The following is a 24,718-nucleotide window of genomic DNA, read 5'->3' as shown; positions in this document are numbered from 1 at the left end:
TCGGATTCCGCGGCCGAGCGTCTCGATCCAGCATGCGTACTACTGCTGTCTGCAGAGAATTCGCCCGTTTCGGGGGCGGGTGCATCGAGCTGAGCCGTGCACTGCGGTCGATCGGCGTATTCGAATGCAGCCGTAGTTCGGGTTCGATCTCGAAATAGGCATGAATACACATTTCGGATAGGTGGTACGGCGTGGTTCCGTTGTGCCGCAATGCCCGCGAGTCTGAGCGAGGGATTACACGATGAATCTGAAGTCAACCGGAACCGCCGACGACGAACTGGATCTGATTCCGCTCTCGAGGGCGCAGCACGGTATGTGGTTCGCGGACAGCATGCCGGGCGGACCGGCCGTCAACATCGCGCAGTACGTCGATCTCGAAGGCCCGATAGATGCCGACGTGTTCGCTCTGGCGGTCAACCGCGCCGCGCTCGAGATCGAGTCTCCGGTGGTGCGCGTGGTCGAATACGACGGTCGCCCATACCAATTCGTCGACCGCAGCATTGTCTACGACGAGCCCGTACTGGATTTCAGTGCCGAGGACGATCCGTTCGAAGCGGCGATGGAGTGGATGCGCCGCGACTACAACACCAAGGTCGCCGACCTGAGCCGTGATCGGCTCGCGGTGACACGGCTCATCCGGATCTCCGGGGAGCGGCATCTGTGGTACGCGCGTGCTCATCATCTGGTGATCGACGGTTACGGTGCGTTCAATCTCATCACCCGAGTAGCCGAACATTACAACGCGATACTCGAGAACAGGCCGCCCAAGAAGTTGGTGGCAGCCAAGTTGCGGGAAATCATCGAGACGGAACAGACCTACCGCGCCGGCTCTCGGTTCGAGACGGACAAGTCGTATTGGCTCGAGAAGGTCGCGGATCTTCCGACGCCGGCAAGCCTGTCGGGCCGCACCGCACGCTGGAGCAAGGACGACCGCGTAGTCGGCCGGCAGCTCCCCTCGCAGTTGTCCGACCGGCTCGACCGTTTCGCCGACGACCTGAAAGCCTCCGCCGCCCAAGTGGTGATCGCCGCATTCGCGGCGTTCCTCGCCAGGATGACACGCACCGACGACGTGGTGCTGTCGATGCCGGTGAGTGGGCGCGTGACGATGAAACTGCGCAATGCCGCCGCCATGTTGGCGAACATGGTGCCGATCCGATTCGGTGTGAACGCGACAACTACCGTCGAGGAGCTGGTCGGCGCCTCGGTGTCCGAACTCGTCTCGGCGATGCGGCATCAGCTCTACCGATTCGAGGACCTGCGCCGGGACTCGAATGCGCTGGACGCGGCGGCGAGTTCGTTCGGGCCGATCGTCAATGTTCTCTTCTTCGACTCCGAGATTCGCCTCGGATCAGCGGAGGGCCGCTACCGCGCCTTGACGTCCGGGGTGCTCGACGACCTGCAGCTGAATCTGTATCGGCCCGGCGCCGAGGCGCCGCTGCTGATCGAATTGCACGGCAACGCGAACCTGTACGACCAGGATGAACTCGAACTGCACGCGCACCGATTCATCGCATTCCTGCACCGGATGATCGAGTCGCCGGCGGGCACCGCCATTGTCGACGTCCCGCTGGTCGACCCCGGCGAAAAACTGCGAATCATAGGGGAACTCGCCGGCCGCCACGGAGAATCGCCCGGCGAGACTCTGGTGGAACTCCTGGCCCGGCAGGCTGCCGCCAGTCCGTCCGCGGTGGCTGTCAGTTCCGGCGCGACAGCCCTCACCTACCGCGAACTGGACGAGTCGTCCACACGGTTCGCTCGCAGGCTCATCGCCCTCGGCGCAGGGCCGGAGACTCTCGTGGCCATCGCCATGCCGCGAAATGTCGATCTGATCGTCGTCGTCCTGGCCGTACTGAAGTCGGGCGCCGGATACCTGCCGGTGGACGTAGCTCACCCGACCGAGCGGCTCGAATATGTGTTGAACGACGCCGACCCGATCGTCATCGTGACGAATCAGGATATGCGCGAGCATATTCCGGGTGACCCCGGACGCGTGATTCTCTTCGACGACGATACCTGTGTAGAACCCGGCGACCGCTCGGCTCCGATCACCGATGCCGAGCGCACCGGTGCACTGCGTTCCGACCACGTCGCCTACGTCATCTACACGTCCGGATCGACCGGACGGCCGAAGGGAGTCTCGATATCCCATCGCGCCGTCGCCACCTACCTGGTCAATACGTGTGCCGAGATCGGAGTGGGCGCCGAGGACGTCTGGACGTTCTTCCACTCGTTCGCGTTCGACTACTCGGTGTGGGAAATATTCGGCGCCCTGGTCAGCGGAGGCCGAGTCGTCATCGTCGACAGCCTCACCACGCGTTCGCCCGACGATGTCGTGCGGCTCGCGGTCCGTGAGAAGGTGACCGTTTTCAACCAGACGCCTTCGGCGTTCCTCCAGTTCGCAGCCGCCCGGCAGCGCTACGCCACCGCAGGGGAGCCGGACGGTGCGCTATCGCTTCGATTGGTCATCCTTTCGGGCGAGGCGCTGGATCCGGCGGGGTTGGCCGACTGGTACGAGCACAACCCGAATTCGCCTGTGCTGGCCAACAGTTACGGGATCACCGAAACCACGGTCTTCGTCACCTACCTCGGCCTCACACGCGACATCGCCGCGCCGGGCGCGCCGAGTGCGATCGGGCCGGCGTTGCCGGGTCTGCGAACATTCGTCCTCGACGAGCGTCTCCGCCCGGTCCCGCTCGGCGCGTGGGGCGAGATCTACGTGGCAGGCGCTCAACTCGCGCGCGGTTACCTGAACCGCCCTGCGTTGACCGCCGGACGCTTCGTCGCGAATCCGTTCGGGAAGCCGGGCGAGCGCCTGTACCGCAGCGGTGACGTGGCACGACGAAACCACAACGGCGAGTTGGAATATCGTGGCCGAGCCGACCAGCAGGTGCAACTGCGCGGCTTCCGGATCGAGCTGGACGAAATTCGTAACTCACTGTTGAGTCACAGCGCGGTGTCGGCGGCCGTCGTCGTCGTACACCGTCCGGGCACGGAGGCGGCTCGGCTGGTCGCCTATGTCGTGCCGGCCGACGACGCCATCTGCGAGGCCGAATCCCTTCGCGCACACGTCGGTGCGCGGCTGCCGGAATACATGGTCCCCGCGGGCATCGTCGTATTGGCGGCTTTGCCGCTCACGGTCAACGGCAAGGTGGACCACCGTGCGCTGCCGGATCCGGTATTCGATTCGGCCGCAGCGTACGTCGCGCCGCGCACCGCTGTCGAAGAGTCGATCGCAGACGTCTTCGCCGAGGTTCTCGACCTGGAGCGGGTTGGCGTGTCGGACAGTTTCTTCGAACTCGGCGGCAATTCGCTCACCGCGACCAGCGCGGCCGTGCGCATCGCCGAGGTGACCCGACGCGATGTGTCGGTCCGCGACCTGTTCGGTAAACCGACGGTCGCCGAACTCGCCGCGCATATCGAGGCCGGCCACCACGCTCGCCGGCCGGTGCTGAGCCCGGCGCGGCGGTCCGGGCCGGTTCCGCTGGCACCCGCGCAGAACAGAATGTGGCTGGTCAACCAAGCCGATCCGGCTTCTGCCGCATACAACATTCCGTTGGTGATGCAGCTGACCGGACGTCTCGACACCGCGGCACTGCGTGCCTGTCTGACCGACGTGATCGACCGGCACGAGTCACTGCGCACTTTCTACCCCGCCGTGGACGGTACCGGGACACAGGTCGTTCTGCCGGCCGAGGAAGTCGTCGCGGAACTCGATCTGACGCCGAAGCCCACCGACCCCGACGAGATCGCGAACCGGATTCGAGAGCTGGCCTCGGCCGGGACCGACGTGCGCCTCGGTCCGCCGATCAGGGGCGCGCTGCTTGCGACCGGCGACCGGCGGTGCCACGTCCTTGTTCTTGTGCTGCACCATATTTGCTGCGACGGCTCATCTCTGCGACCGCTCGCCGCCGATGTGGCAGCCGCGTACAGCGCGAGGTCGGAGGAGAAGACTCCGGACTGGCAGCCGTTGACGGTGCAGTACGCCGATTACAGCGTCTGGCACCGGGAACTGCTCGGCGACGAGAACGATCCGAACTCGGTGGCCGCGCAGCAATTGGGTTACTGGACACAGCGACTGGCGGGCATGCCGCCGGTGCTGGAACTCCCCGCCGATCGCCCGCGCCCCAGCTGCCGATCCCTGCGTGGCGACGTCACGCGCACGGTGATCCCGGCTCAGACCTTCGGCGAGATCGAGCGGTTGGCGCGCACCGCGAATGTCACGACCTTCATGGTCGTTCATGCCGCACTGGCCGTGCTGCTCGCCCGACTGTCCGGTTCTTCGGACATCACCGTCGGGACACCGGTCGCGGGCCGAGGTGAACGCGCGCTCGAGCCGCTCATCGGAATGTTCGTCAATACGGTGCCGCTGCGTACCGAGGTGCGCGACGACGAATCACTCACCGCATTCCTCGCGCGGGTCAAAGATGTCGACGTCGACGCCTTCGCCTACCGCGATCTGCCGTTCGAACGCATCGTGGAGAAACTCGATTCGGCACATTCGACGGCGTATGCCCCGTTGTGTCAGGTCTATCTGGCCTTCGAGAACATGGACCGGCCGAGACTGGAGCTTCCTGAACTCACCGTCGAGATCCTGGATCCGGGGCCCGAGCCGGCAAAGGTGGACCTCATCGTCACGGTGGCCGAGAACTCGGCTGCGGGCGGCGACGTCGCACTGCGAATCAATTACGCGACGGACCTGTTCGACCGGGGCACGATCGACGAGCTCGCCGCGCGGCTGAACCGTATTCTCGATGCCTTCGTATCGAACCCGGAGGCGCAGGTCGGTGATGTGGAGTTGTTGTCGGGGCTCGAGCGAACGCAGCTGGTGCCCGCGTCGGGTGGCGCCGGCGTCGAACCGTCGGTGCTGGCGAACTTGCTGGGCGGAGATCCCGATGCGCCTGCGATTGTGTCCGGTGCGCACTCGGTGTCCTACGGCCGATTGGACGAGTGGTCGAATCGTCTTGCGCGAGTGTTGATCCAGGAGGGCGTGGGCCCGGGCGATCACGTCGCGTTGATGATGGCTCGGTCGGTGGAATTCGTGGTCGGACTGTGGGCGACGACCAAGGCGGGTGCCGCGTTCGTTCCGGTCGATCCTCGCAACCCGGCAGAACGTGTCGCACACATGATCGCGGACTCCGGCGTGCGGATCGCGATCACCGTCGACAATTCGCGCAACCTGCTCCCGACCGCGGTTCGAGCGCTGGTTCTCGACGATCCGGACACTCAGGCGTCGATCGCGACACGATCGGCCGCTACCGTCACGGACGTAGACCGGACGCGCCCCTGCCGAGCCGCGGATACGGCATACGTGATCTACACCTCGGGATCGACAGGCACACCGAAGGGCGTGGCGGTCACCCACGCGGGCCTGGCGAATTTCGCGGCCGAACAGCGTGAGCGCTACCGGGCCGATTCGAGGTCGCGCGTGCTGCAGGTCGCCGCGCCCGGTTTCGACGCGGTGATGCTGGAGCTGTTGATGGCGCACACCAACGGCGCCCTGCTGGTGATCTCGCCCCCGGATGTGTTCGCCGGCCGTGAACTGGCGGAACTGATTCGGACACACCAGGTTTCCCACGCGTTCCTGACACCGAGCGTGCTGGCGACGATGTCGCCCGCCGGACTGGATTCGCTGCAGGTGCTGGTGGCAGGCGGAGAGGCCGTGTCCCCGGAAACCGTGGCGGTGTGGGCGCCGGGACGACAGCTGTTCAACGGGTACGGACCGACCGAGACCACGATCATGGTCGCGATCAGTGATCCGTTGTGTGTCGGCGACCTCGTGACGATCGGTGGTCCGATCCGTGGAGTAGAGGCTGTGGTGCTGGACGCGTCATTGCGGCCGGTGCCGGTCGGGGTGACCGGAGAGTTGTACGTCGCCGGCATCCAGCTGGCTCGCGGATATCTCAATCGGCCCGCCCGGACGGCCACGTCGTTCGTCGCGAATCCGTTCGGTGCGCCGGGCACACGCATGTACCGCGTCGGCGATCTCGCCCGCTGGACACCGGAGCACACGCTGGAATATGTCGGGCGCACCGATTTCCAGGTCAAGATCCGCGGCCAGCGGATCGAACTCGGTGAAATCGAATCCGTTCTGTCCGGACATCCCCACGTCGCGGCAGCAGTCGCCGTAGGGGTTGCGACCGATGGCGGCACTCGACTGGCCGGCTACGTGGTCCCCGCCGGAGCCGATATCGACACAGCGGAACTGTTGAACCATGTCGCGCAGCGCTTGCCCTCGCATATGGTGCCCGAGACGGTGATGGTGCTCGACACGCTGCCGCTATCGTCGGTGGGCAAAGTCGATCGAGCGGCACTGCCGGAACCGGTCTTCGCCGCAACGACCACCGAGTTCGTCGCACCTCGCAACGCGGCCGAGCAGAGCGTCGCGGATGTCTTCGCGGAGGTTCTGGGCATCGAGCAAGTCGGTGTCTTGGACAGTTTCTTCGATCTCGGCGGCAATTCGCTGTCGGCTACGCGTGCCGCGGCCCGCTTGAGCAGCGCCTTCGGCGTCGACGTACCACTGCGCGCCCTGTTCGAGGCGGACACCGTCATGGCGTTGGCGGAGCGCTTGCGCACCGCCGACGCGGGCGGACGAGCACCGCTCGAGCCACAGCAGCGCCCGGACCGAATCCCGCTGTCACCCGCCCAGACCCGCATGTGGTTCCTCAACCGATTCGACACCGGCTCTGCGGTATACAACGTTCCGCTGGTCGTGCGCATGTCGGGAACCCTGGACGTGAGCGCCATGCACGCCGCGATCGCGGATGTGCTCGACCGGCACGAGTCCCTTCGTACCGTCTACCCGGACAGCGAAAGCGGCCCACACCAGGTGATCGTCCCGGTGGCTGCCGTTCTGCCGACGCCGGCGCCGGTGTCCGTCGCGGCGGATGAAGTCGAGGCATGGATCGCCGCCGAAGTTGCGGCCGGATTCGACGTCACCTCCGCCGTGCCCTGCCGAATCACGCTGCTGCGCACTGCAACCGACGAGCACACCTTGGTTCTCGTGGTTCATCACATCAGTATCGACGGTTCATCGCTCGCCCCCCTCGCCGCCGACTTGACGACCGCCTACCGAGCCCGCACTCGGCAGCAGGCTCCGCAATGGGCGCCGTTGCCCGTGCAGTACGCGGATTACGCCCTGTGGCAACGTCAGCTGCTGGGTACCGAAGACAACCCACACAGTGCCACCGTGGCCCAGATCGCGTACTGGCAGGCAACTCTCGCCGATCTGCCCGAAGTGCTCGACCTGCCCACCGACCGTCCGCGACCGGCACAGCAATCGTTCCGCGGGGCGACGGTGTCGACGACAGTGCCGGCCGACCTGCATCGTGACCTGGCCGGGCTGGCCCGCCGCCACGACACCACGGTGTTCATGGTGACGCACGCCGCGTTCGCGGCGCTGCTGGCGCGACTGTCGGGAACCGATGACATCGCAGTGGGCACGCCCATCGCAGGTCGCGGAGAGCCGGGACTCGACGGCCTGATCGGAATGTTCGTCAACACACTGGTATTGCGGACGCGCATCGAGCCCGATGCGTCCTTCACCCGGATTCTGGAACAGGTCCGGGCCACAGATCTGGCCGCCTTCGAGAATGCCGATATCCCGTTCGAACGCCTCGTGGAGGTGCTGAACCCGCAGCGCACGACGGCCCACGCGCCGTTGACCCAGGTCGGATTCTCGTTCCAGAACATCGATATCCCCACGGTGACGTTCGACGGCCTGACGGTTTCGGCTCATATGCCCGACCCGAGCGTGGCCAAATACGACCTGCATCTGAACCTCGTCGACACTCTCGGACCCGCTGGTGAACCGGGCGAGATGACAGTCGAATTCGGGTACGCCACAGACCTGTTCGACGAGACGACGATCGTCACGATGTTCGAGCGCTACCTGTCGCTCCTGCGCGCGGTCGTCGCCGATCCTGCCCGGGCCGTCGGCGACATCGATCTGCTGTCGGCACACGAGGCACGCGTACTCACCGCACGCTCGACGGGGGAGACCATCCGCCGTACGAGCTCGACGATTGCGCAGATGTTCGCGACGCAGGCGGTGGAGACGCCGGAGCGCACGGCGGTTCTGGTCACCGAGACCGGGGATCGACTCACCTATGGTGAGTTCGCTGCGCGAGTGAATTCGCTCGCCCGCGCGCTGATCGCACGGGGGGTCGGTCCGGAAAACGTTGTGGCAGTCGCGATGCGGCGCTCCGTCGAGATGCTGACCACCCTGTATGCGATCCACGCGGCCGGCGCGGCCTACTTGCCCCTGGATCCGGATCATCCGATCGACCGCCTGCGGGCCGTGCTCACCGCCGCACGGCCGAGCGCGGTCCTCACCCGTCGCGCCGACGCGGTGACTCTGCCCGACGACGTTGCGGTGTGGACGCTCGAAGAGTTCGAGACCGCCCGCATCGACGGGGCGCCGTTGACCGACGCCGACCGAACCCGGCCGTTGCGTGCGGACGATCTGGCCTATGTCATCTACACATCCGGGTCGACGGGCGTGCCGAAGGGGGTCGCCGTTCCGCACGCCGCGGTCGTGAACCAACTCCGGTGGATGCGCGATCACTACCGGCTGGGCGGCGACGACGTCATGCTGCTGCGGACGCCGTTCACGTTCGATCTGTCGATCTGGGAGCTCTTCTCGGCGTTGACGTGCGGCGCGTCACTGGTTGTCGCGGGTCCTGACGCACACGCCGACCCCACTGCCGTGGCCAGGCTGATGGCGGAGTACCGGGTGACGACCGTGGACTTCGTCCCGTCGTTGCTCTCGGCCTTCGTCGACGTGGCCACTCCCGGCGCGTTCCCCGACCTGCGTCGTGTGCTGTGCATCGGCGAGGCGCTCCCGGCCGACACCGTCCGCCGGTTCCGCGATCTCAGCGACGCGCGCATCGACAACCTGTACGGGCCGACCGAGGCCGCGGTGAGCGTGACCGCCCACCGGATCGAAGATTTCGATGCCGTCGCGGTGCCGATCGGAGCTCCCGAAGCCAACGTGGTCGTCCACGTGCTGGATTCGCGGCTGCGTCCGGTTCCCCCCGGGGTGACCGGCGAGTTGTACCTGGGCGGAATCCAATTGGCGCGCGGTTATCACCGGCGGCCGGGTCCGACGGCGGCGACGTTCGTTGCCGATTCGTTCGCCGGTGCCGCCGGCGGCCGCCTGTATCGCACCGGCGACCTGGTCCGCTGGGACGAGGGCGGAGATATCCGGTACGTCGGTCGCGCGGACTCTCAGGTCAAGATTCGCGGGCTGCGGATCGAACTCGGTGACGTCGAAGCGGCGTTGCTCGCCCACGAGCAGGTGCACGGGGCCGTCGCGCAGGTATGCACCGACGGCGGCGAGCAGCGGTTGGTCGCCTACGTGGTGGCCGAACCCGCGCTCGACGTCAGGCAGGTGCGAAGTTTCCTGCTGCAGCGATTGCCCGCCTACATGGTGCCGACACCGGTGGTACGGGTCGACTCGATCCCGCTCACGGCGAACGGTAAGGTCGATTTCAGGGCATTGCCCGAACCGGAAGCGGGCACCCATCCGTCCGAGTACCGGGAGCCGAAAGGTCTTGTCCAACAGGCCATCGCCGGGGTCTTCGGCGAGCTTCTCGAGCTGCCGGCGGTCAGCGCCGACGACAGTTTCTTCGACCTGGGCGGCAATTCGCTGCTCGCGACGCGCGCATTGAGCCGCATCGGCCATATTCTCGACATATCCATACCGGTGCACATGATCTTCGCGGCATCGACTGTGGCCGATCTCGCCGAGCGTATCGGGCATTTGCGTGCGGTACCGAGCCTTCCTGCGCCGACCCGGCGCTCCCGGCCGGATCGCGTTCCGCTGTCGCAGGCGCAGAATCGGATGTGGTTGCTCAACCAATTCGATCCCGAGTCGGCGGGATACGTTGTGCCGCTGGCGATTCGGCTCGAAGGCGTTCTCGATGTCGAAGCGCTGGCAGCGGCCGTCGGCGACGTCGTCGAGCGGCACGAGAGCTTGCGCACGGTATACCCGGCAGTCGACGGTACGGCGGCTCAAGTTGTGCTGGATGCGGCCGACGTGCTCGCCACGTGCGATCTCACGCCTCAGCCGATCGGCGAGCGCGAGCTGGCGCAGCGGCTGGCCGAATTCTCGAGCATCGGATTCGACGTTTCGCAGCGGGTACCGGTGCGCGTCGCGCTGTTTCAGCTGTCGGACACCACCTGGACGATCGCGATGGCTGTCCATCACATCAGTTGCGACGGCTATTCGGTGGCGCCCCTGGCCACCGATATCGTCACCGCCTACCGGGCGCGGTCCAGCGGCACCGCGCCGGAATGGGCGCCGTTGCCCCTCCAATTCGCCGATTACGCGCTGTGGCAGCGCGAGGTGCTCGGCTCGGTGGACGATCCGGACTCCTACGTCGCCCGCGACATCGCCTATTGGCGAACTCGACTGGCGGGCATCCCCGATGTGCTGGAGCTGCCCACCGATCGGCCGCGGCCGATCGAGCAGACCCAACGCGGAGCGGTGACCCACGTCGCGATCTCCGCTGAGCTGCACGGGCGGGTGGAGTCGCTGGCGCGCCGAGCCGGGGCCACGACGTTCATGGTGGTGCACACCGCGCTGGCCATCGTGTTGTCGAAACTGTCCGGCAGTGACGACGTCACCATCGGTGTGCCCCACGCCGGGCGCGGCGACCGGTCGCTGGACGATCTGGTCGGGATGTTCGTCAATACGCTGGTCATGCGCACCCGGATCACGCCCGATCAGACATTCATGAGCCTGCTCCACGATGTGCGGCGCACCGACATCGAGGCATACGACCATGCCGCTGTTCCGTTCGAGCAGCTCGTCGATGCGCTGAATCCGCCACGATCGACGGCGCACACCCCGTTGTTCCAGGTGATGCTCGCCTACCAGAACATGGCGCGGGCACGGGTCGAGCTTCCCGGTCTCACTGCCGAGAGCGTCGACCCCGGCGACAGCGCCGCGATCTACGACTTGCTGCTCATGATGACCGAGGAACACGGCACACACAACGAGCCGGCCGGCATGCGATTGCGCATGACATACGCCACAGATCTGTTCGACGAAGACTCCGTGCGACGCTTCGCCGAGCAGTTCGTGCACGTTCTCGACGTCGCGGCGTCCGATGCCGGCACGACTGTCGATCGGATCGACCTGCTCGGTGCCGCCGACCGGAAGCTACTGGAACGGTGGAACGACACCGGCGACGCCGTCGTGACGGGCCGGACCCTTGTCGATGCCTTCGACGAGCAGGTAGCGCGCACGCCCGACGCTCCGGCGGTCGTCCTTCCGGACGGTGAGGTGTTGACCTACCGGGATTTCGACGCCCGCGTCAATCGTCTGGCCGGATGGCTCATCGCCCGTGGCGCGGAGCCCGAAACCGTTGTGGCAGTGGCCGTGCGCCGCTCCGCCGAGCTCGTGACGGCTCTGTACGCCGTGGTGAAGTCGGGCGCCGCGTTCCTTCCGATCGATCCGGATCATCCGAGTGCGCGTATCGCGCGTGTGCTGGACGCGGCACAGCCGCTGGTGGTGCTCACCACCACGTCCGACGGCGCCGAACTGCCGGATGAATTCGACTCTGTGCGGATCGATCGACTGGACCTGACGGGTATGCCCGACAGCCCGATCACCGACGCCCAGCGGCGCGTGCCGCTCGAGGCGGGACACTGTGCCTACGTCTTGTTCACCTCCGGCTCCACCGGTGTCCCGAAGGGAGTCACCCTCACTCACGCAGCGACTGTGAGTCAGCTGGCGTGGGCACAGCAGCAGTGGCCGCACAGCACGGCCGACGTGGTGCTTCACAAGACTCCGATCACGTTCGATATCGCGGTCTGGGAATTGTTCTGGCCGTTGCAGACCGGCGCGCGGATCGTGATCGCCGCGCCCGACGGACACCGCGATCCGGCGTACATCGCCGATGTCATCGCGCGCCATCAGGTCGGCACGGTGCACTTCGTCCCGTCGATGCTCGACGTGCTTCTCGAATCCACGAGCTCCCCGCAGATGGCGTCCGTGCGGCGGGTATTCGTCGCGGGAGAGGCGCTGGCACAACGCACAGTCGACGCTGCGGCGCAGGTGTTCGTGAACGCGGATCTGGTGAACTGGTACGGCCCCGCAGAGGCGGAGGTCGTCACCTCCCGGCGGTGCCTGCCCGGCGTGACGCCCCGCGCGACGGTGCCGATCGGTACACCCGTCGCCGGTATGCGGGTTCATGTGCTCGATGCGCGGCTGCGGCAGGTGCCCATCGGGGTCGTCGGCGATCTGTACGTCTCGGGTGTACAGCTGGCGCGGGGTTATCACGCTCGTGCCGCTCTTACGTGCGCGGCCTTCGTCGCGAACCCGTTCGGTGACCCGGGGGAGCGACTGTACCGCACCGGCGATCTGGTCCGGTGGACGAAGGCCGGCGAGCTGGAATTCCTGGGCCGCAGCGACTTCCAGGTGAAGGTCCGCGGACAGCGAGTCGAACCCGGTGACATCGAAGCCGCGCTGTCCGCACTGCCGGAGGTGGCTCGTGCGGTCGTTGTCGCCACCTCGGATCGGATCGTCGGATACGTGACGCGGGCGCCGGGAGCGACAACCAGCGGTCGCGCGATTCGCGAGCAGCTCACTCGCTCGCTGCCGCCGTACCTGGTTCCCACCGCGGTGGAAGTGCTCGACTCGATGCCGCTCACCGCGAACGGCAAGCTCGATCGAGCCGCGTTGCCGCAGCCGACGTTCGACGATGGGGAGGAATTCGTGCCACCTCGAACCGGCCCCGAAACGGTACTCGCGAATATCGTCGCGCAGGTCACGGGAGCCGATCGCGTGAGCGTGACGGCGAACTTGTTCGAGATCGGTGTCAACTCGCTCTCGGCCGCGCGGATAGCGGCGCGGGCCCGGGCAGCCCTCGGTGTCGAGGCCGGAATCCGTGACATCTTCGACGAGCCGACGATCGCACGACTCGGCGAGCACCTCGCCCGGCGCACCGATTCCACGACGATTCCCCTCGCGCCACGGACACGGCCGGCGACCGTGCCGCTGGCGGCGGCCCAGCGACGGATGTGGTTCCTCAATCAGTTCGACACCGTGTCGGCGGCGTACAACATCTGTTTCGCGGCGCGGTTGACCGGTGCGCTGGACGTCGCTGCGCTGCAGGCGGCGCTGCTCGACGTGGTGGCTCGACACGAGCCGCTGCGGACGACATATCCCCCCGTCGACGGCGAGCCGTGCCAAGTGGTGCACGACGTGTCCGCCATGGCCGCGGAACTGGCGCTTGTTCCCGAAACGGTCGCCGGCGAGCCCGAGCTGACCGACCGGATCCACCAGGCCTCCGGGGCGGGTTTCGACATCGCGCACTCGGCGCCTGTGCGTGCACGGCTGTACCGCATCGGCGCCGAAGAGCACGTGATCGTGCTCGTGGCTCATCACATCGCCGCTGACGGCTCCTCGATGGCGCCGCTGGCCGGTGACATCTTCGCCGCCTACGAAGCACGTGTGAACGGGCTTGTGCCGCAATGGGAACCGCTGACAGTGCAGTACGCCGACTATGCGCTGTGGCAGCGCGACATGCTGGGCGCCGAGGACGATCCGGCGTCGTTGTCGGCGCGGCAGATCGCCTACTGGAGCGATGTTCTCGATGACGCCCCGGAAATGCTCGACCTTCCGACCGATCGGCCCCGGCCGGCCACTGTGTCGACGGCCGGCGGCAGCATCGACGTCGCGGTGCCGCCGCGGCTGCACGACGCTGTGGTGCGGCTGGCGCACCGCGAAGGCGTCACCGTGTTCGTCGTGCTCCACGCGGCGCTGGCGATCCTGCTGGCTCGCACCGCGCACAGCGAAGACATTTGTGTCGGCACCCCGGTTGCCGGGCGCGGCGACCAGGCGCTGGACGATCTGGTCGGCATGTTCGTCAACACCGTCGTGTTGCGCACGCGGGTACGTGAGGACCGGTCGTTCAGCGAATTTCTGCCGGAGGTGCGCCGCACCGATGTGGAGGCGCTCGCGCACGCCGACGTGCCCTATGAACGACTGGTCGATGCCCTGGAGCGCCCCCGGTCGACCGCGTATACACCGTTGTTCCAGGTGATGTTCGGGCTGCAGAACATGCGCCCGGCCCGGTTCGAGTTGCCCGGTGTCGATGTCGAACTCCTCGATCCCGGCGTGGCACAGGCCAAAACCGACCTCACCGTGCTGGCGACCGAACGCGTCGAGGATGAGCGGCCCGCCGGTATCGATGTCGAGATCGTCTACGCCACAGATCTTTTCGTCGAGTCGACCGTAGCATCGTTCGCAGAGCGGTTCGTTCGCGTACTCGACGCGGTCACGGCCGATCCGACCCGGCCGGTGGGCGACATCGGATTGCTGAGTGCCGAGGAGACACAACACCTGCTTCCCGCACGTGGCGCCGGCACGACCACGCCGTGCCTGCTTCCCGTGCTGCTCGCGTCGGCCGCGGTCGCGAACCCCTTCGCGATCGCGCTGATCGGAGACGGCGAGAGCCTCACCTACGAGGAGCTCGCCCGGCGGTCGAACCAGCTCGCCGCTCATCTGTTGGCCCAGGGCGTCGGGCCGGGTGTATTCGTCGCCCTCGCCGTGCCCCGGTCGGTCGGCTACCACATCGCCATGTGGGCGATCGCGAAGACCGGCGCCGCATTCGTGCCGGTGGATCTGCGGTACCCCGCCGAGCGCATCGGGCATATGGTCGACGATTCCGGCGTCGAGATCGGGATCACGATCGAGGCGGCACGCATGTCGTTGCCGGACGGCGTCCGCTGGCTGATGCTCGATGATCCGCGTTCGGCCGCCGATATCGCCTCGCGTCCGCAGCACGCCGTCATGGACGCGGATCGCCCGCGGGCCTTGCAGATTAGAGACGCGGCCTATGTGGTCTACACCTCCGGCTCGACGGGAAAGCCGAAGGGCGTTGTCGTCACACACGAAGGACTGGCGGGCTTCGCGGCCGAGCAGCGTGATCGGTACCGGGTGGACAGCACCTCGCGGGTGCTGCAAGTGGCCGCGCCCGCCTTCGACGCGGTCCTGCTCGAGGCGTTGATGGCGCACGCCGCCGGTGCGGCGTTGGTCGTATCGCCACCGGAGGTGTTCGGCGGTTCGGAGCTGGCCGAGCTGATCAGGACGCACCGGGTATCGCATGCGTTCCTGACGCCGAGTGTGCTGGCGACGATGTCGCCCGCCGGCCTCGATTGCGTGCGGATGCTGGCGGTCGGCGGGGAGATGGTGGCGACGGATGTGGTCGCCGCCTGGGCACCGGGCCGGCGTTTGCACAACATCTACGGGCCGACGGAAACAACGATCGTCATCACGATGAGCGATCCGGTGCAGCCCGGGGACGTGATCACCATCGGCGGGCCCATCCGGGGTGCGCAGGCCGTGGTCCTGGACGCGCGGTTGCGGCCCGTGCCGGTCGGAGTGGAAGGGGAGCTGTACCTTTCGGGCGCTCAGTTGGCGCGCGGTTACCTGAATCGGTCCGTGGCGACGGCGGCTGCGTTCGTGGCGAATCCTTACGGGGAACCGGGTTCGCGGATGTACCGCACCGGCGACATGGTCCGCTGGACCGCGCGCGGTGCGCTGGAATACGTCGGCCGCATCGACTTCCAGGTCAAGGTTCGCGGCCAGCGCATCGAACTCGGCGAAATCGACGCCGCGCTGCTCGCGTACCCCGAGGTGGTCTCCGCCGTGACCGTGCACCGAACCGGTCCCGGTGGGCAACCGATTCTCGCCGCCTACATCGTGACCGACCCTGCGGCGGACCTCGAACCGACTGCGGTGCTCGACCATGTCGCTGCCGCCTTGCCTGCCCACATGGTGCCGGCAGTCGTCACGGTGCTCGACCGCATGCCGCTCGCCTCGACCGGCAAGGTGGACCGGAAAGCGCTGCCGGAGCCCGTCTTCGAGCTCGGGGAAGACGATGTGCCGGCGTTGGCGACCGACCTGGAACGTACTATCGCGGCTGTCTTCGCCGACGTTCTCGGCATCGCGTCGGTCGGCGCGGGAACATCGTTCTTCGCGCTCGGCGGTGACTCCATCATGTCGATCCAGCTGGCATCGCGGCTGAAGTCCGCGGGTGTCGTCGTGACCGCCCGGGACATCTTCGAGCGCAAGACCGTTCGCGGACTGGCGCAGGTTGCGGCGGCTTCCGAACGGACGTCGCTCGCGGAGCTGCCCGAGGGCGGAGTGGGAGAGATCCCCTTCACGCCGATCGTGTCGTGGTTCGTCGACCGACTCGGGGCAGCCGATCGGTTCGCGCAATCGATGTTGGTGCGGTTGCCCGGTGACGTGCGAGTCGACGACGTGACCGCGACCGTGCAGGCGGTTCTTCAACGGCACGACATGCTGCGCTCGCGGTTGCGCGAACGACGGCTGGAGGTGCTGCCGGAGTCCGCCGCTGACGCGGCGGGGTCGGTGCTGACCCGCACATTCCGTGCCGGCGAGGCGCCGGGCAGCGACGGTTTCACGGCCGTGGTGGAAGCGGCGCTGGCAGCCGCGTCCGACGGCCTGGATCCGGCCACGGGCCGGATGCTGCAGGTCGTGTGCCTGGTTCCCGAACGGGGTGTCGATGCCGAGGCCCGGGCACTCATCGTGATTCACCACCTGGCGGTCGACGGGGTGTCGTGGCGCATCCTGATTCCCGACTTCGTGGCCGCCTGGCAACAGGTCACACACGGGCAACCGGTGGAGCTGCCGGCGCCGGGCACGTCCATGCGCCGGTGGGCGCACGCGCTGGGTGCCGCCGCTGAGGATCGCGCCGGTGAATACGAACTGTGGCATCGGATGAGTGCGGCCGCCGATCCGCTGGTCGGCTGTGCGGCATTGGATCCCGCAGTCGATACCCAGTCGACCGTGCGGCATCTGGCAGTGTCCATTCCGGCAGAGCGCACCTCGGTGTTGCTCGATGCGGTGCCCGGTGCCGTTCGCGGCGGCATCGACGATGCTTTGCTCGCCGCTCTGGCCGTGGCGGTGACACGCTGGCGCAAGCGGCGCGGTGTCACCCATGAGGGCGTGAAAGTCCTGTTGGAGGGTCACGGACGTGAAGAGCAGATCGCTGCGGGCGCCGACGTCTCACGCACCGTGGGGTGGTTCACCAACGCGTACCCGGTTGCGCTCGACCTGAATGGAATCGCGCTCGCGGATCCGCGCGCGACGGTCAAATCCGTGAAGGATCAGTTGCGCGCGATCCCGGACAAGGGCATCGGATACGGTCTGCTGCGCTATACGAACGCCGACACCGCCGACCGGCTCGCAGCCTCGCCGGAGCCACAGATCAGCTACAACAATCTCGGCCGCGCCGGCGTCGATCTCACGTCCTTGTCGGACCTGGCATGGGTGCCGACCGATGAACAGTTCGACCGGCGCGCCGCATTCGATCCGGATATGCCCGCCGCGGCCGTGCTGACGATCGACGTGAATATCGCGGACACCGCGGCCGGACCCGAGCTGTCGGCGCACATCGGCTACGCCTCGCGGTTGCTCGAACACGACGACGTCGCCGAACTCGTCGACGAATGGGTCGACGCCGTGACCGCGATCGCCGAGGCGGCCCGCGCGAACCCCGACTGGGGTCTCTCCCGCGCCGACGTCCCGCTCGTCGACCTCACCCAGCCCGAGCTGGACGCATTCGCCGACCGGTACGGTGCGCTGACCGACGTATGGTCGCTGGCGCCGCTGCAGGCGGGGTTGCTGTTCCACGCCGAACTCGCCACCGGCCGGCTCGACGTCTACACAGCTCAATCGGTGGTCGTCCTGGCCGGCGCCGTCGACGAGAACCGGCTCGAGCGTTCTGCGAACGCCCTGCTCGAGCGGTACCCCAACCTGCGAGCCGCTTTCACCCGCACGGCCGACGGCGTGCCCGCGCAGGTCGTGCCCGCCCACACCACCGTCAGCTGGCGCAGAATCGAGTCGACCACCGGGGCAGAGCAATTGGATGACCTGCTCGCGGCCGAGCGTACGGCCACATTCGATCCGGCCGACCCACCGCTGCTGCGGTTCTTGTTCATCGTCGCCGGGCCGCAGGACTTCCGGCTGGTGTTGACGGCGCACCACCTCCTGCTGGACGGTTGGTCCTTGCCGCTGTTGTGGCGTGAGCTGATCGGCCTGTACGCGGTGGACACCCGGGCGGAACTGTTGCCCGACGTCGCGTCGTACCGCGACTACCTCGACTGGCTGAACCGGCGCGACTGGTCCACCAGCATCGCGGCGTGGCGAGATGCGCTGTCCGACATCGGTGAGCCCACACTGGTCGCCGATCCGCACTCGGCGGCGACCACCGACATCCCGATCGATCTGGCGATCGTGCTCGATCACGCCGTCACGGCGGAGTTGATGGAATTCGCCCGGGCCGAAGCGGTGACGATGGCGACGATCGTGCAGTTCGCCTGGGCGCTGGTACTGGGCAATCTGCTCGGCGTCGAACGCGTCGTATTCGGCAGCACCGTTTCCGGCCGGCCGGCCGACCTGCCGGGCGTCGAGTCGATGATCGGCCTGTTCATCAATACGATTCCGGTCGTCGCCGACGTGGGCCGGAACCTGACCGTCGAGGACGCGCTGAATCGGTTGCAGGCCGAGAACACCGGTCTGCTCGAACACCACTACGTCGAACTGTCGCAGATCATGGCGGCCGCGGGCGGCACTCAACTGTTCGACACACTGGTCGTCTTCGAGTCCTATCCGGTCGACAGCAGCGGCATGGGGGACGCCGACATCGACGGGATGCGGGTGGTCACGGCGGAAGGCAGCGACGCCACGCACTACCCGATCACGGTGCAAGCGCATCACACCGACGAACTGCATGTCCGAGTCCGGTACCAGCGGTCCCGTATCGACGACGTCACGGCGGCCGGTCTCGCCGCACGTGTCGAGGCGGTGCTGCGCACGGTCACGACCCATCCGCGTACGCCGCTCGGCGCGATCGACCTGTTGTCCGCGCGCGAGCGTCGCGAGCTGGTACCCGCTTCGGGGGGCAGCGCCGAAGCGCCGCGCCTGATGGCGGAGCTGCTCGCAGTGGGCCCGTCCACCGAACCCGCTGCCGCAGCGATGGTTTCAGGGGAACGCACGGTGTCCTATCGTGAGCTGGACGCGTGGTCGAACCGGATGGCGCGACACTTGATCGCCTGGGGTGTCGGCCCTGGAGATCAGGTCGCGCTGGTGATGCCGCGGTCGGTGGAGTTCGTCGTCGCGTTGTGGGCGGTGGCCAAAGCGGGTGCGGCTTTCGTGCCGGTCGATACTCGGAATCCGGCCGAGCGAGTCGGGCACATGATCGCGGACTCCGCTGTGCGAGTGGCGATCACGGACTCGGCATCGCGGCAGTTGCTCCCCGACGCGGTGCGCGTGCTGGTTCTCGACCACCCGGACACCGCCGAAACCATCGCCTCGTGCCCGGCGTCCGCCGTGACCACGGCAGAACGCACACGCACCCCCCATATCCGGGATGCGGCATACGTGATCTACACCTCGGGCTCGACGGGAACACCGAAGGGGGTCGCGGTCACCCATGAGGGACTGGCGAATTTCGCAGCGGTACAACGTGATCGCTTCGGTGCCGACAGCGCGTCGCGGGTGCTGCTCGGCGCCGCTCCCGGCTTCGACGCGATGGTGCTCGAGGTGCTGCTGGCACACAGCAACGCCGCGACGCTGGTGGTGCCGCCTCCGGAGCTGTTCGCCGGCGAGGCGCTGCGGGAACTCATGGCGGCGCAGCGAGTTTCGCATGCCTTCCTGACCCCGAGTGTGCTGGCGACGATGTCGCCCACCGGACTCGACTCGTTGCGGGTGCTGGCCGCCGGCGGCGAGGCGGTCACGGCCGAGACCGTGGCGGTGTGGGCGCCCGGACGGCGGTTGCTGAACGGGTACGGGCCCACCGAAACCACGATCCTGGCCGCGATCGGCGATTTGTATCCCGGTGACGTGGTGACGATCGGTGCCCCGATGCGCGGTGTCGAGGCCGTCGTGCTCGACGAGTGGTTGCGGCCGGTGCCGGTCGGAGTGGTGGGGGAGTTGTACCTGGCCGGCGTACAGCTGGCTCGTGGCTACGTGAACCGGTCCGCGGCGACCGCCGCCGCGTTCGTGGCCGACCCGTTCGCTGCGGCAGGTTCACGCATGTACCGCACCGGCGACCTGGCCCGCTGGACACCGCAGCACACGCTCGAATATCTCGGCCGCCGCGATTTCCAGGTCAAGATTCGCGGGCAACGCATCGAACTCGGCGAGATCGAGTCCGTCCTGGCCGACTGTCCCGGGATCGAGCGTGCGGGTGTCGCGCTGCGAAAGGACGAACGCGGCATCGGCCGGCTCGTCGGTTATCTCGTCGCCGCCGAGGAGGTGGACCCGGACGATGTGCGGGCCGCCGCGCGGTTGCGGCTGCCCGCGCACATGGTGCCCGACGTGTTCGTGACGCTTGCCGCATTGCCCCTCACCACCACCGGCAAACTCGACCGCCGGGCGCTTCCCACGCCGGCGTTCACGGGTATCAAGGAGTGGGTCGCCCCACGGACCGACGCCGAGCGTCGCGTCGCGGAGGTGTTCGGGGAGGTGTTGAACGTCGACCGAGTCGGGGCAGTGGACAATTTCTTCGACCTCGGTGGAGATTCGCTGTCGGCGACGCGTGTGACCGCGCGGTTGAGCGCGGCCCTCGGGGTGCGCATCGGTGTCCGGGATCTGTTCGAAGCGGCGACGGTTGCCGAGCTCGCGGCTCGCACCGCGACTTACGACCGGCACGTTCGGACGCCGCTGATTCCGCGACCTCGGCCGGCGCTCGTACCGCTGTCACCGGCGCAGCAACGGATGTGGTTCCTCAACCAGTTCGACACCTCGGTCGGCGCGTACAACATCCCACTGGTGGTCCGGTTGCGGGGAGAACTCGATCTCGACGCACTGCGGCGCGCGTGCGGATCGGTCGTCGACCGGCACGAGTCTCTGCGGACCAAGTTCCCGGTGACCGGCGACATGCCGCACCAGGTCGCCGTCGCCGTCGGCGAGGTCGTGCCGGCCCTGACGCCCGTCCGGATCGACGAACGGCATCTGATGGAACGTGTGGTCGCGGCCGTATCGAGCGGATTCGATGTGCGACAGGCGCCGCCCGTGCGGATCGAACTGTTCGCTGTCGACGACCGTGACCACGTACTGGTCGTCTGTGTGCACCACATCTGTGCCGATGGGCAATCGATGATGCCGCTGGCGCGGGATGTCGCTGTGGCGTACGAGGCGACTCGGCGGGGGACGGAGCCGACATGGCCGGCCCTTTCGGTCCAGTACGCGGACTACGCGCTGTGGCAACGTGAATTGCTCGGCGATGAGAACGATCCGGACTCGGTCGCGTCCCAGCAGTTGCGGTTCTGGAAGCACACCCTCGACGGGCTGCCCGACCTGCTCGAGTTGCCGACGGATCTGCCCCGGCCGCCGGTGGCGTCGATGCGAGGCCGCGCAATCGATTTCGAGCTGCCCGTCGCCTTGCACACCCGCATCGATGCCGTCGCACGCGCGTCGAACGCGACGGCCTTCATGGTGCTGCACGCCGCGTTGACCGTCCTGCTGTCCAGGCTGGCGGGGGTGGACGATATCGCGATAGGCACCCCGGTCGCCGGCCGCGGGGAGCGCGAACTCGACGATCTGATCGGGATGTTCGTCAACACCCTCGTGTTGCGATCGCGGGTGTCGCCGAAACAGCCGTTCGCCGATTTGCTGGCCGCGACGCGTGATACGGACCTTGCTGCCTTCGCGCACGCCGAGGTGCCCTTCGAGCACGTCGTGGAGATGCTGAATCCGCCCCGGTCGACCGCGCATCTGCCGCTCTACCAGGTCACACTCGATGTGCAGAACCTGAGTAGGGCCGCGCTGGAACTGCCGGGGCTCACCGTCGAGCCGGTGGAGGGCGGCTTCGATCAGGCACAGGCGGACCTGGCCGTGAAGCTGGTCGAGCAGGTGGACGAGGCGGGGCGTCCGGCCGGCATGGTGGGTCGATTGACCTTCGCCACCGATCTTTTCGTCGAGGAGACGATGACTCGGTTCGCGCAGGCGTTCGTGCGGACGCTGGAGGAGGTGACCACGAATCCGGCGGTGCCGGTCGGCGATATCGACATCGTCGGTCCGGTGCAGCGGCGCGAATTGCTCAGCGCGGCAGGGCAGCCGGGCGTCCCGGTGGTGGACACGACGCTGGCGGAGCTGTTCGTCGAGCGGGTCGCGGCGCAGCCGGACGCGGTCGCCGTCACCGACGGCGCCACACAGCTGACCTATGCGGAGCTCGATCGGCGTGCCGGTGAAGTGGCCGCACGGTTGGCCGAGCAGGGAGTGGGGCCGGAATCGCTGGTGGCTGTGGCGCTGCCGCGCTCTGTCGAACTGGTCGTCGGCCTGCTCGCGGTGGTGCGGGCGGGTGCCGGCTACCTGCCGTTGGATGTGGCATACCCGCCCGAACGATTGCGGTTCATACTGGACGACGCCGCTCCCGCGGCGGTGTTGACCTCGGCGGATATGGCGGCGGCGATTCCGGAATACCCGGCACCGCTGATAATCGCCGAGGGTTGTGTGGGAGCGATCGCGACCTGTCGCGATGCGGCATTGCCGAAGCCGCGGCCGGACAATCTCGCCTACGTCATCTACACCTCGGGGTCCACGGGCCGTCCCAAGGGAGTGGCGGTCAGCCATCGTGACGCGGTCACCTTGTTCACCCATGCGGCCGAGCGATTCGACATCGGTCCCGATGATGTGTGGACGCTGTTCCATTCGTATGCCTTCGATTTCGCGGTGTGGGAAATGTGGGGTGCGCTGCTGTCCGGTGGCAGGGTGGTCGTTGTCGACTACGACACGTCCCGGTCCCCGCAGGAGATGGTCGACCTCGTGGCACGGGAGCGCGTGACGGTCCTGAGCCAGACTCCGTCGGCGTTCTACGGGTTCGCCGATGCAGAGCGCGCCTACCGCGAATCTGGTTGCGGGGCAGGTGATCTCGCCCTGCGGTACGTTGTATTCGGTGGTGAGGAATTGGATACGTCACGGTTGGCCGGCTGGTTCCTGGCTCATTCCCCGGAATCGCCGCGATTGGTCAACATGTACGGAATCACCGAGACGACTGTGCATGTGACGTCGACCGAAATCGACGGGGCGGGTGGGGCCGGGATCGGATCACCGCTGCCGGGCTTGAAGGTGTACGTACTCGACCCCCGGTTGCAGCCGGTACCGATCGGTGTCGCCGGGGAGATCTACGTTGCCGGTGAGCAACTCGCGCGCGGATACCTGGGGGCTCCGGCGCTGACCGCGGGCCGATTCGTGGCGAACCCGTTCGATCCGAGTGGCGCCCGGTTGTATCGATCCGGAGATGTCGGCCGGTGGCGGAAGTCTGCGAGCGGTCTGGAGCTGACGTATGCCGGCCGTGCCGACGCGCAAGTACAGCTGCGCGGTTATCGGATCGAACCGGGTGAGGTGGAGGCGGCGCTGCTGCGGCATCCGGGTGTGACACGGGCCGCGGTGGCAGTCCATCGCCACGAGCGCGGCGTGGATCAGCTGATCGGTTACGTCGTGGGCGTCGACGGGCAGCCGATCGAACCGGGCGAAGTCCGGGAGGTCGCTGCGCAGGTCCTGACCGGCTACATGGTGCCGTCGGCGGTCATGGTGCTGCCGGATCTGCCGTTGACGGTCAACGGCAAGCTCGATCGAAAGGCGTTGCCCGCCCCCGATTTCGACGTATCCGGCGACGAATTCGTGGCACCGCGCACGCGCACGGAGAAGCTGATCGCTGACGTCTATTCGAAAGTGCTGGGAGTACAGCGGGTCGGCGTATCGGATGGGTTCTTCGATCTGGGCGGCAATTCGCTGCTGGCCACGATGGTGGTCACCGAGCTGCGAGCGCGTGGTGTGACGATCGCATTGCCGTGGATGTTCGACGACGCGACGCCGAAGGTATTGGCGCGCAGGGCCGACGAGGCGACAGGCGGTGGCTCCGGCCTGGACGTGTTGCTTCCACTGCGTGCGCACGGAACGAAACCCGCGCTGTTCGCTGTGCACCCCGCCGGCGGGCTGGCGTGGTTCTATGGTGGCCTGCTCGAATATCTCGACAGCGATCGACCGGTCTACGGATTGCAGGACCCCCACGTAGTGGCGAGCGAACCACCGGCCGAGTCGGTGGAAGAACTGGCCGACCGCTACGTGGCCGAGATTCGCCGTGTTCAGCCGAACGGGCCGTACCACCTGCTCGGTTGGTCATTGGGTGGGCAGATCGCGCATGCCATGGCGGCGCGGCTTCGGTGCGCCGGTGAACCGGTCGGAATGCTGGCCGTGCTGGACAGCGCGCTCGCCGTCCCACAGGAGCAGATTGCTTTGCCCGCGCTGGCGGAAGAACCGGCGCCGGGGCAGCTGATGGCGGATCTGCTCGGCGGCTGGCGAGAGTTGTTCGGCCTCGGAGACGAAGCGCAAGCCGACACCTACGAACAAGCATGGGCCGTCATCCGCGATCAGGTGACCGGCACCGGGCTGTTCACCGCGGAACAGGTCGATCGGGTGATGGCGAGCTTCGAGACCGCGAGTCACATCGCCGATGATTACCGGCCCGACGTTTTCGACGGAGATCTGATCTTCTTCACCGCGGGGAAGGACCACTCGGACCACGATGAACTCGCGAAGCAGTGGCGTGTCTATGTCACCGGTGAGGTTTACAACAAGGTGGTCGATGCGCGTCATCTCGAGTTGAGTCATCCTCACGCACTGTCCGAGGTCGGTCCGGTGATCGAAAGGGTGATGGAGCAGTGGTGAGGACCCGGT

The 24,718-nt window shown here is 67.2% G+C and carries 1 protein-coding gene; it reads left to right on the top strand.

All coding sequences use genetic code 11. The annotated features are described in order from the left end of the window. Positions 1-241 precede the first annotated feature (241 nt). Positions 242-24,709 carry a non-ribosomal peptide synthase/polyketide synthase gene (locus tag IG65_RS0128760; RefSeq protein WP_051757091.1) on the top strand — a complete coding sequence of 8,156 codons (24,468 nt, stop codon included), beginning with the start codon at positions 242-244 and terminating at the stop codon, positions 24,707-24,709. The last annotated feature ends 9 nt before the right edge of the window (positions 24,710-24,718 follow it).

It is taken from the genome of Nocardia sp. NRRL WC-3656 (assembly GCF_000720265.1).
In the GTDB taxonomy this organism is placed as follows: Bacteria; Actinomycetota; Actinomycetes; order Mycobacteriales; family Mycobacteriaceae; genus Nocardia; species Nocardia nova.
Note: the sequence above shows the minus strand (reverse complement) of the source record. Positions and strands in the feature narration are given on the sequence as shown.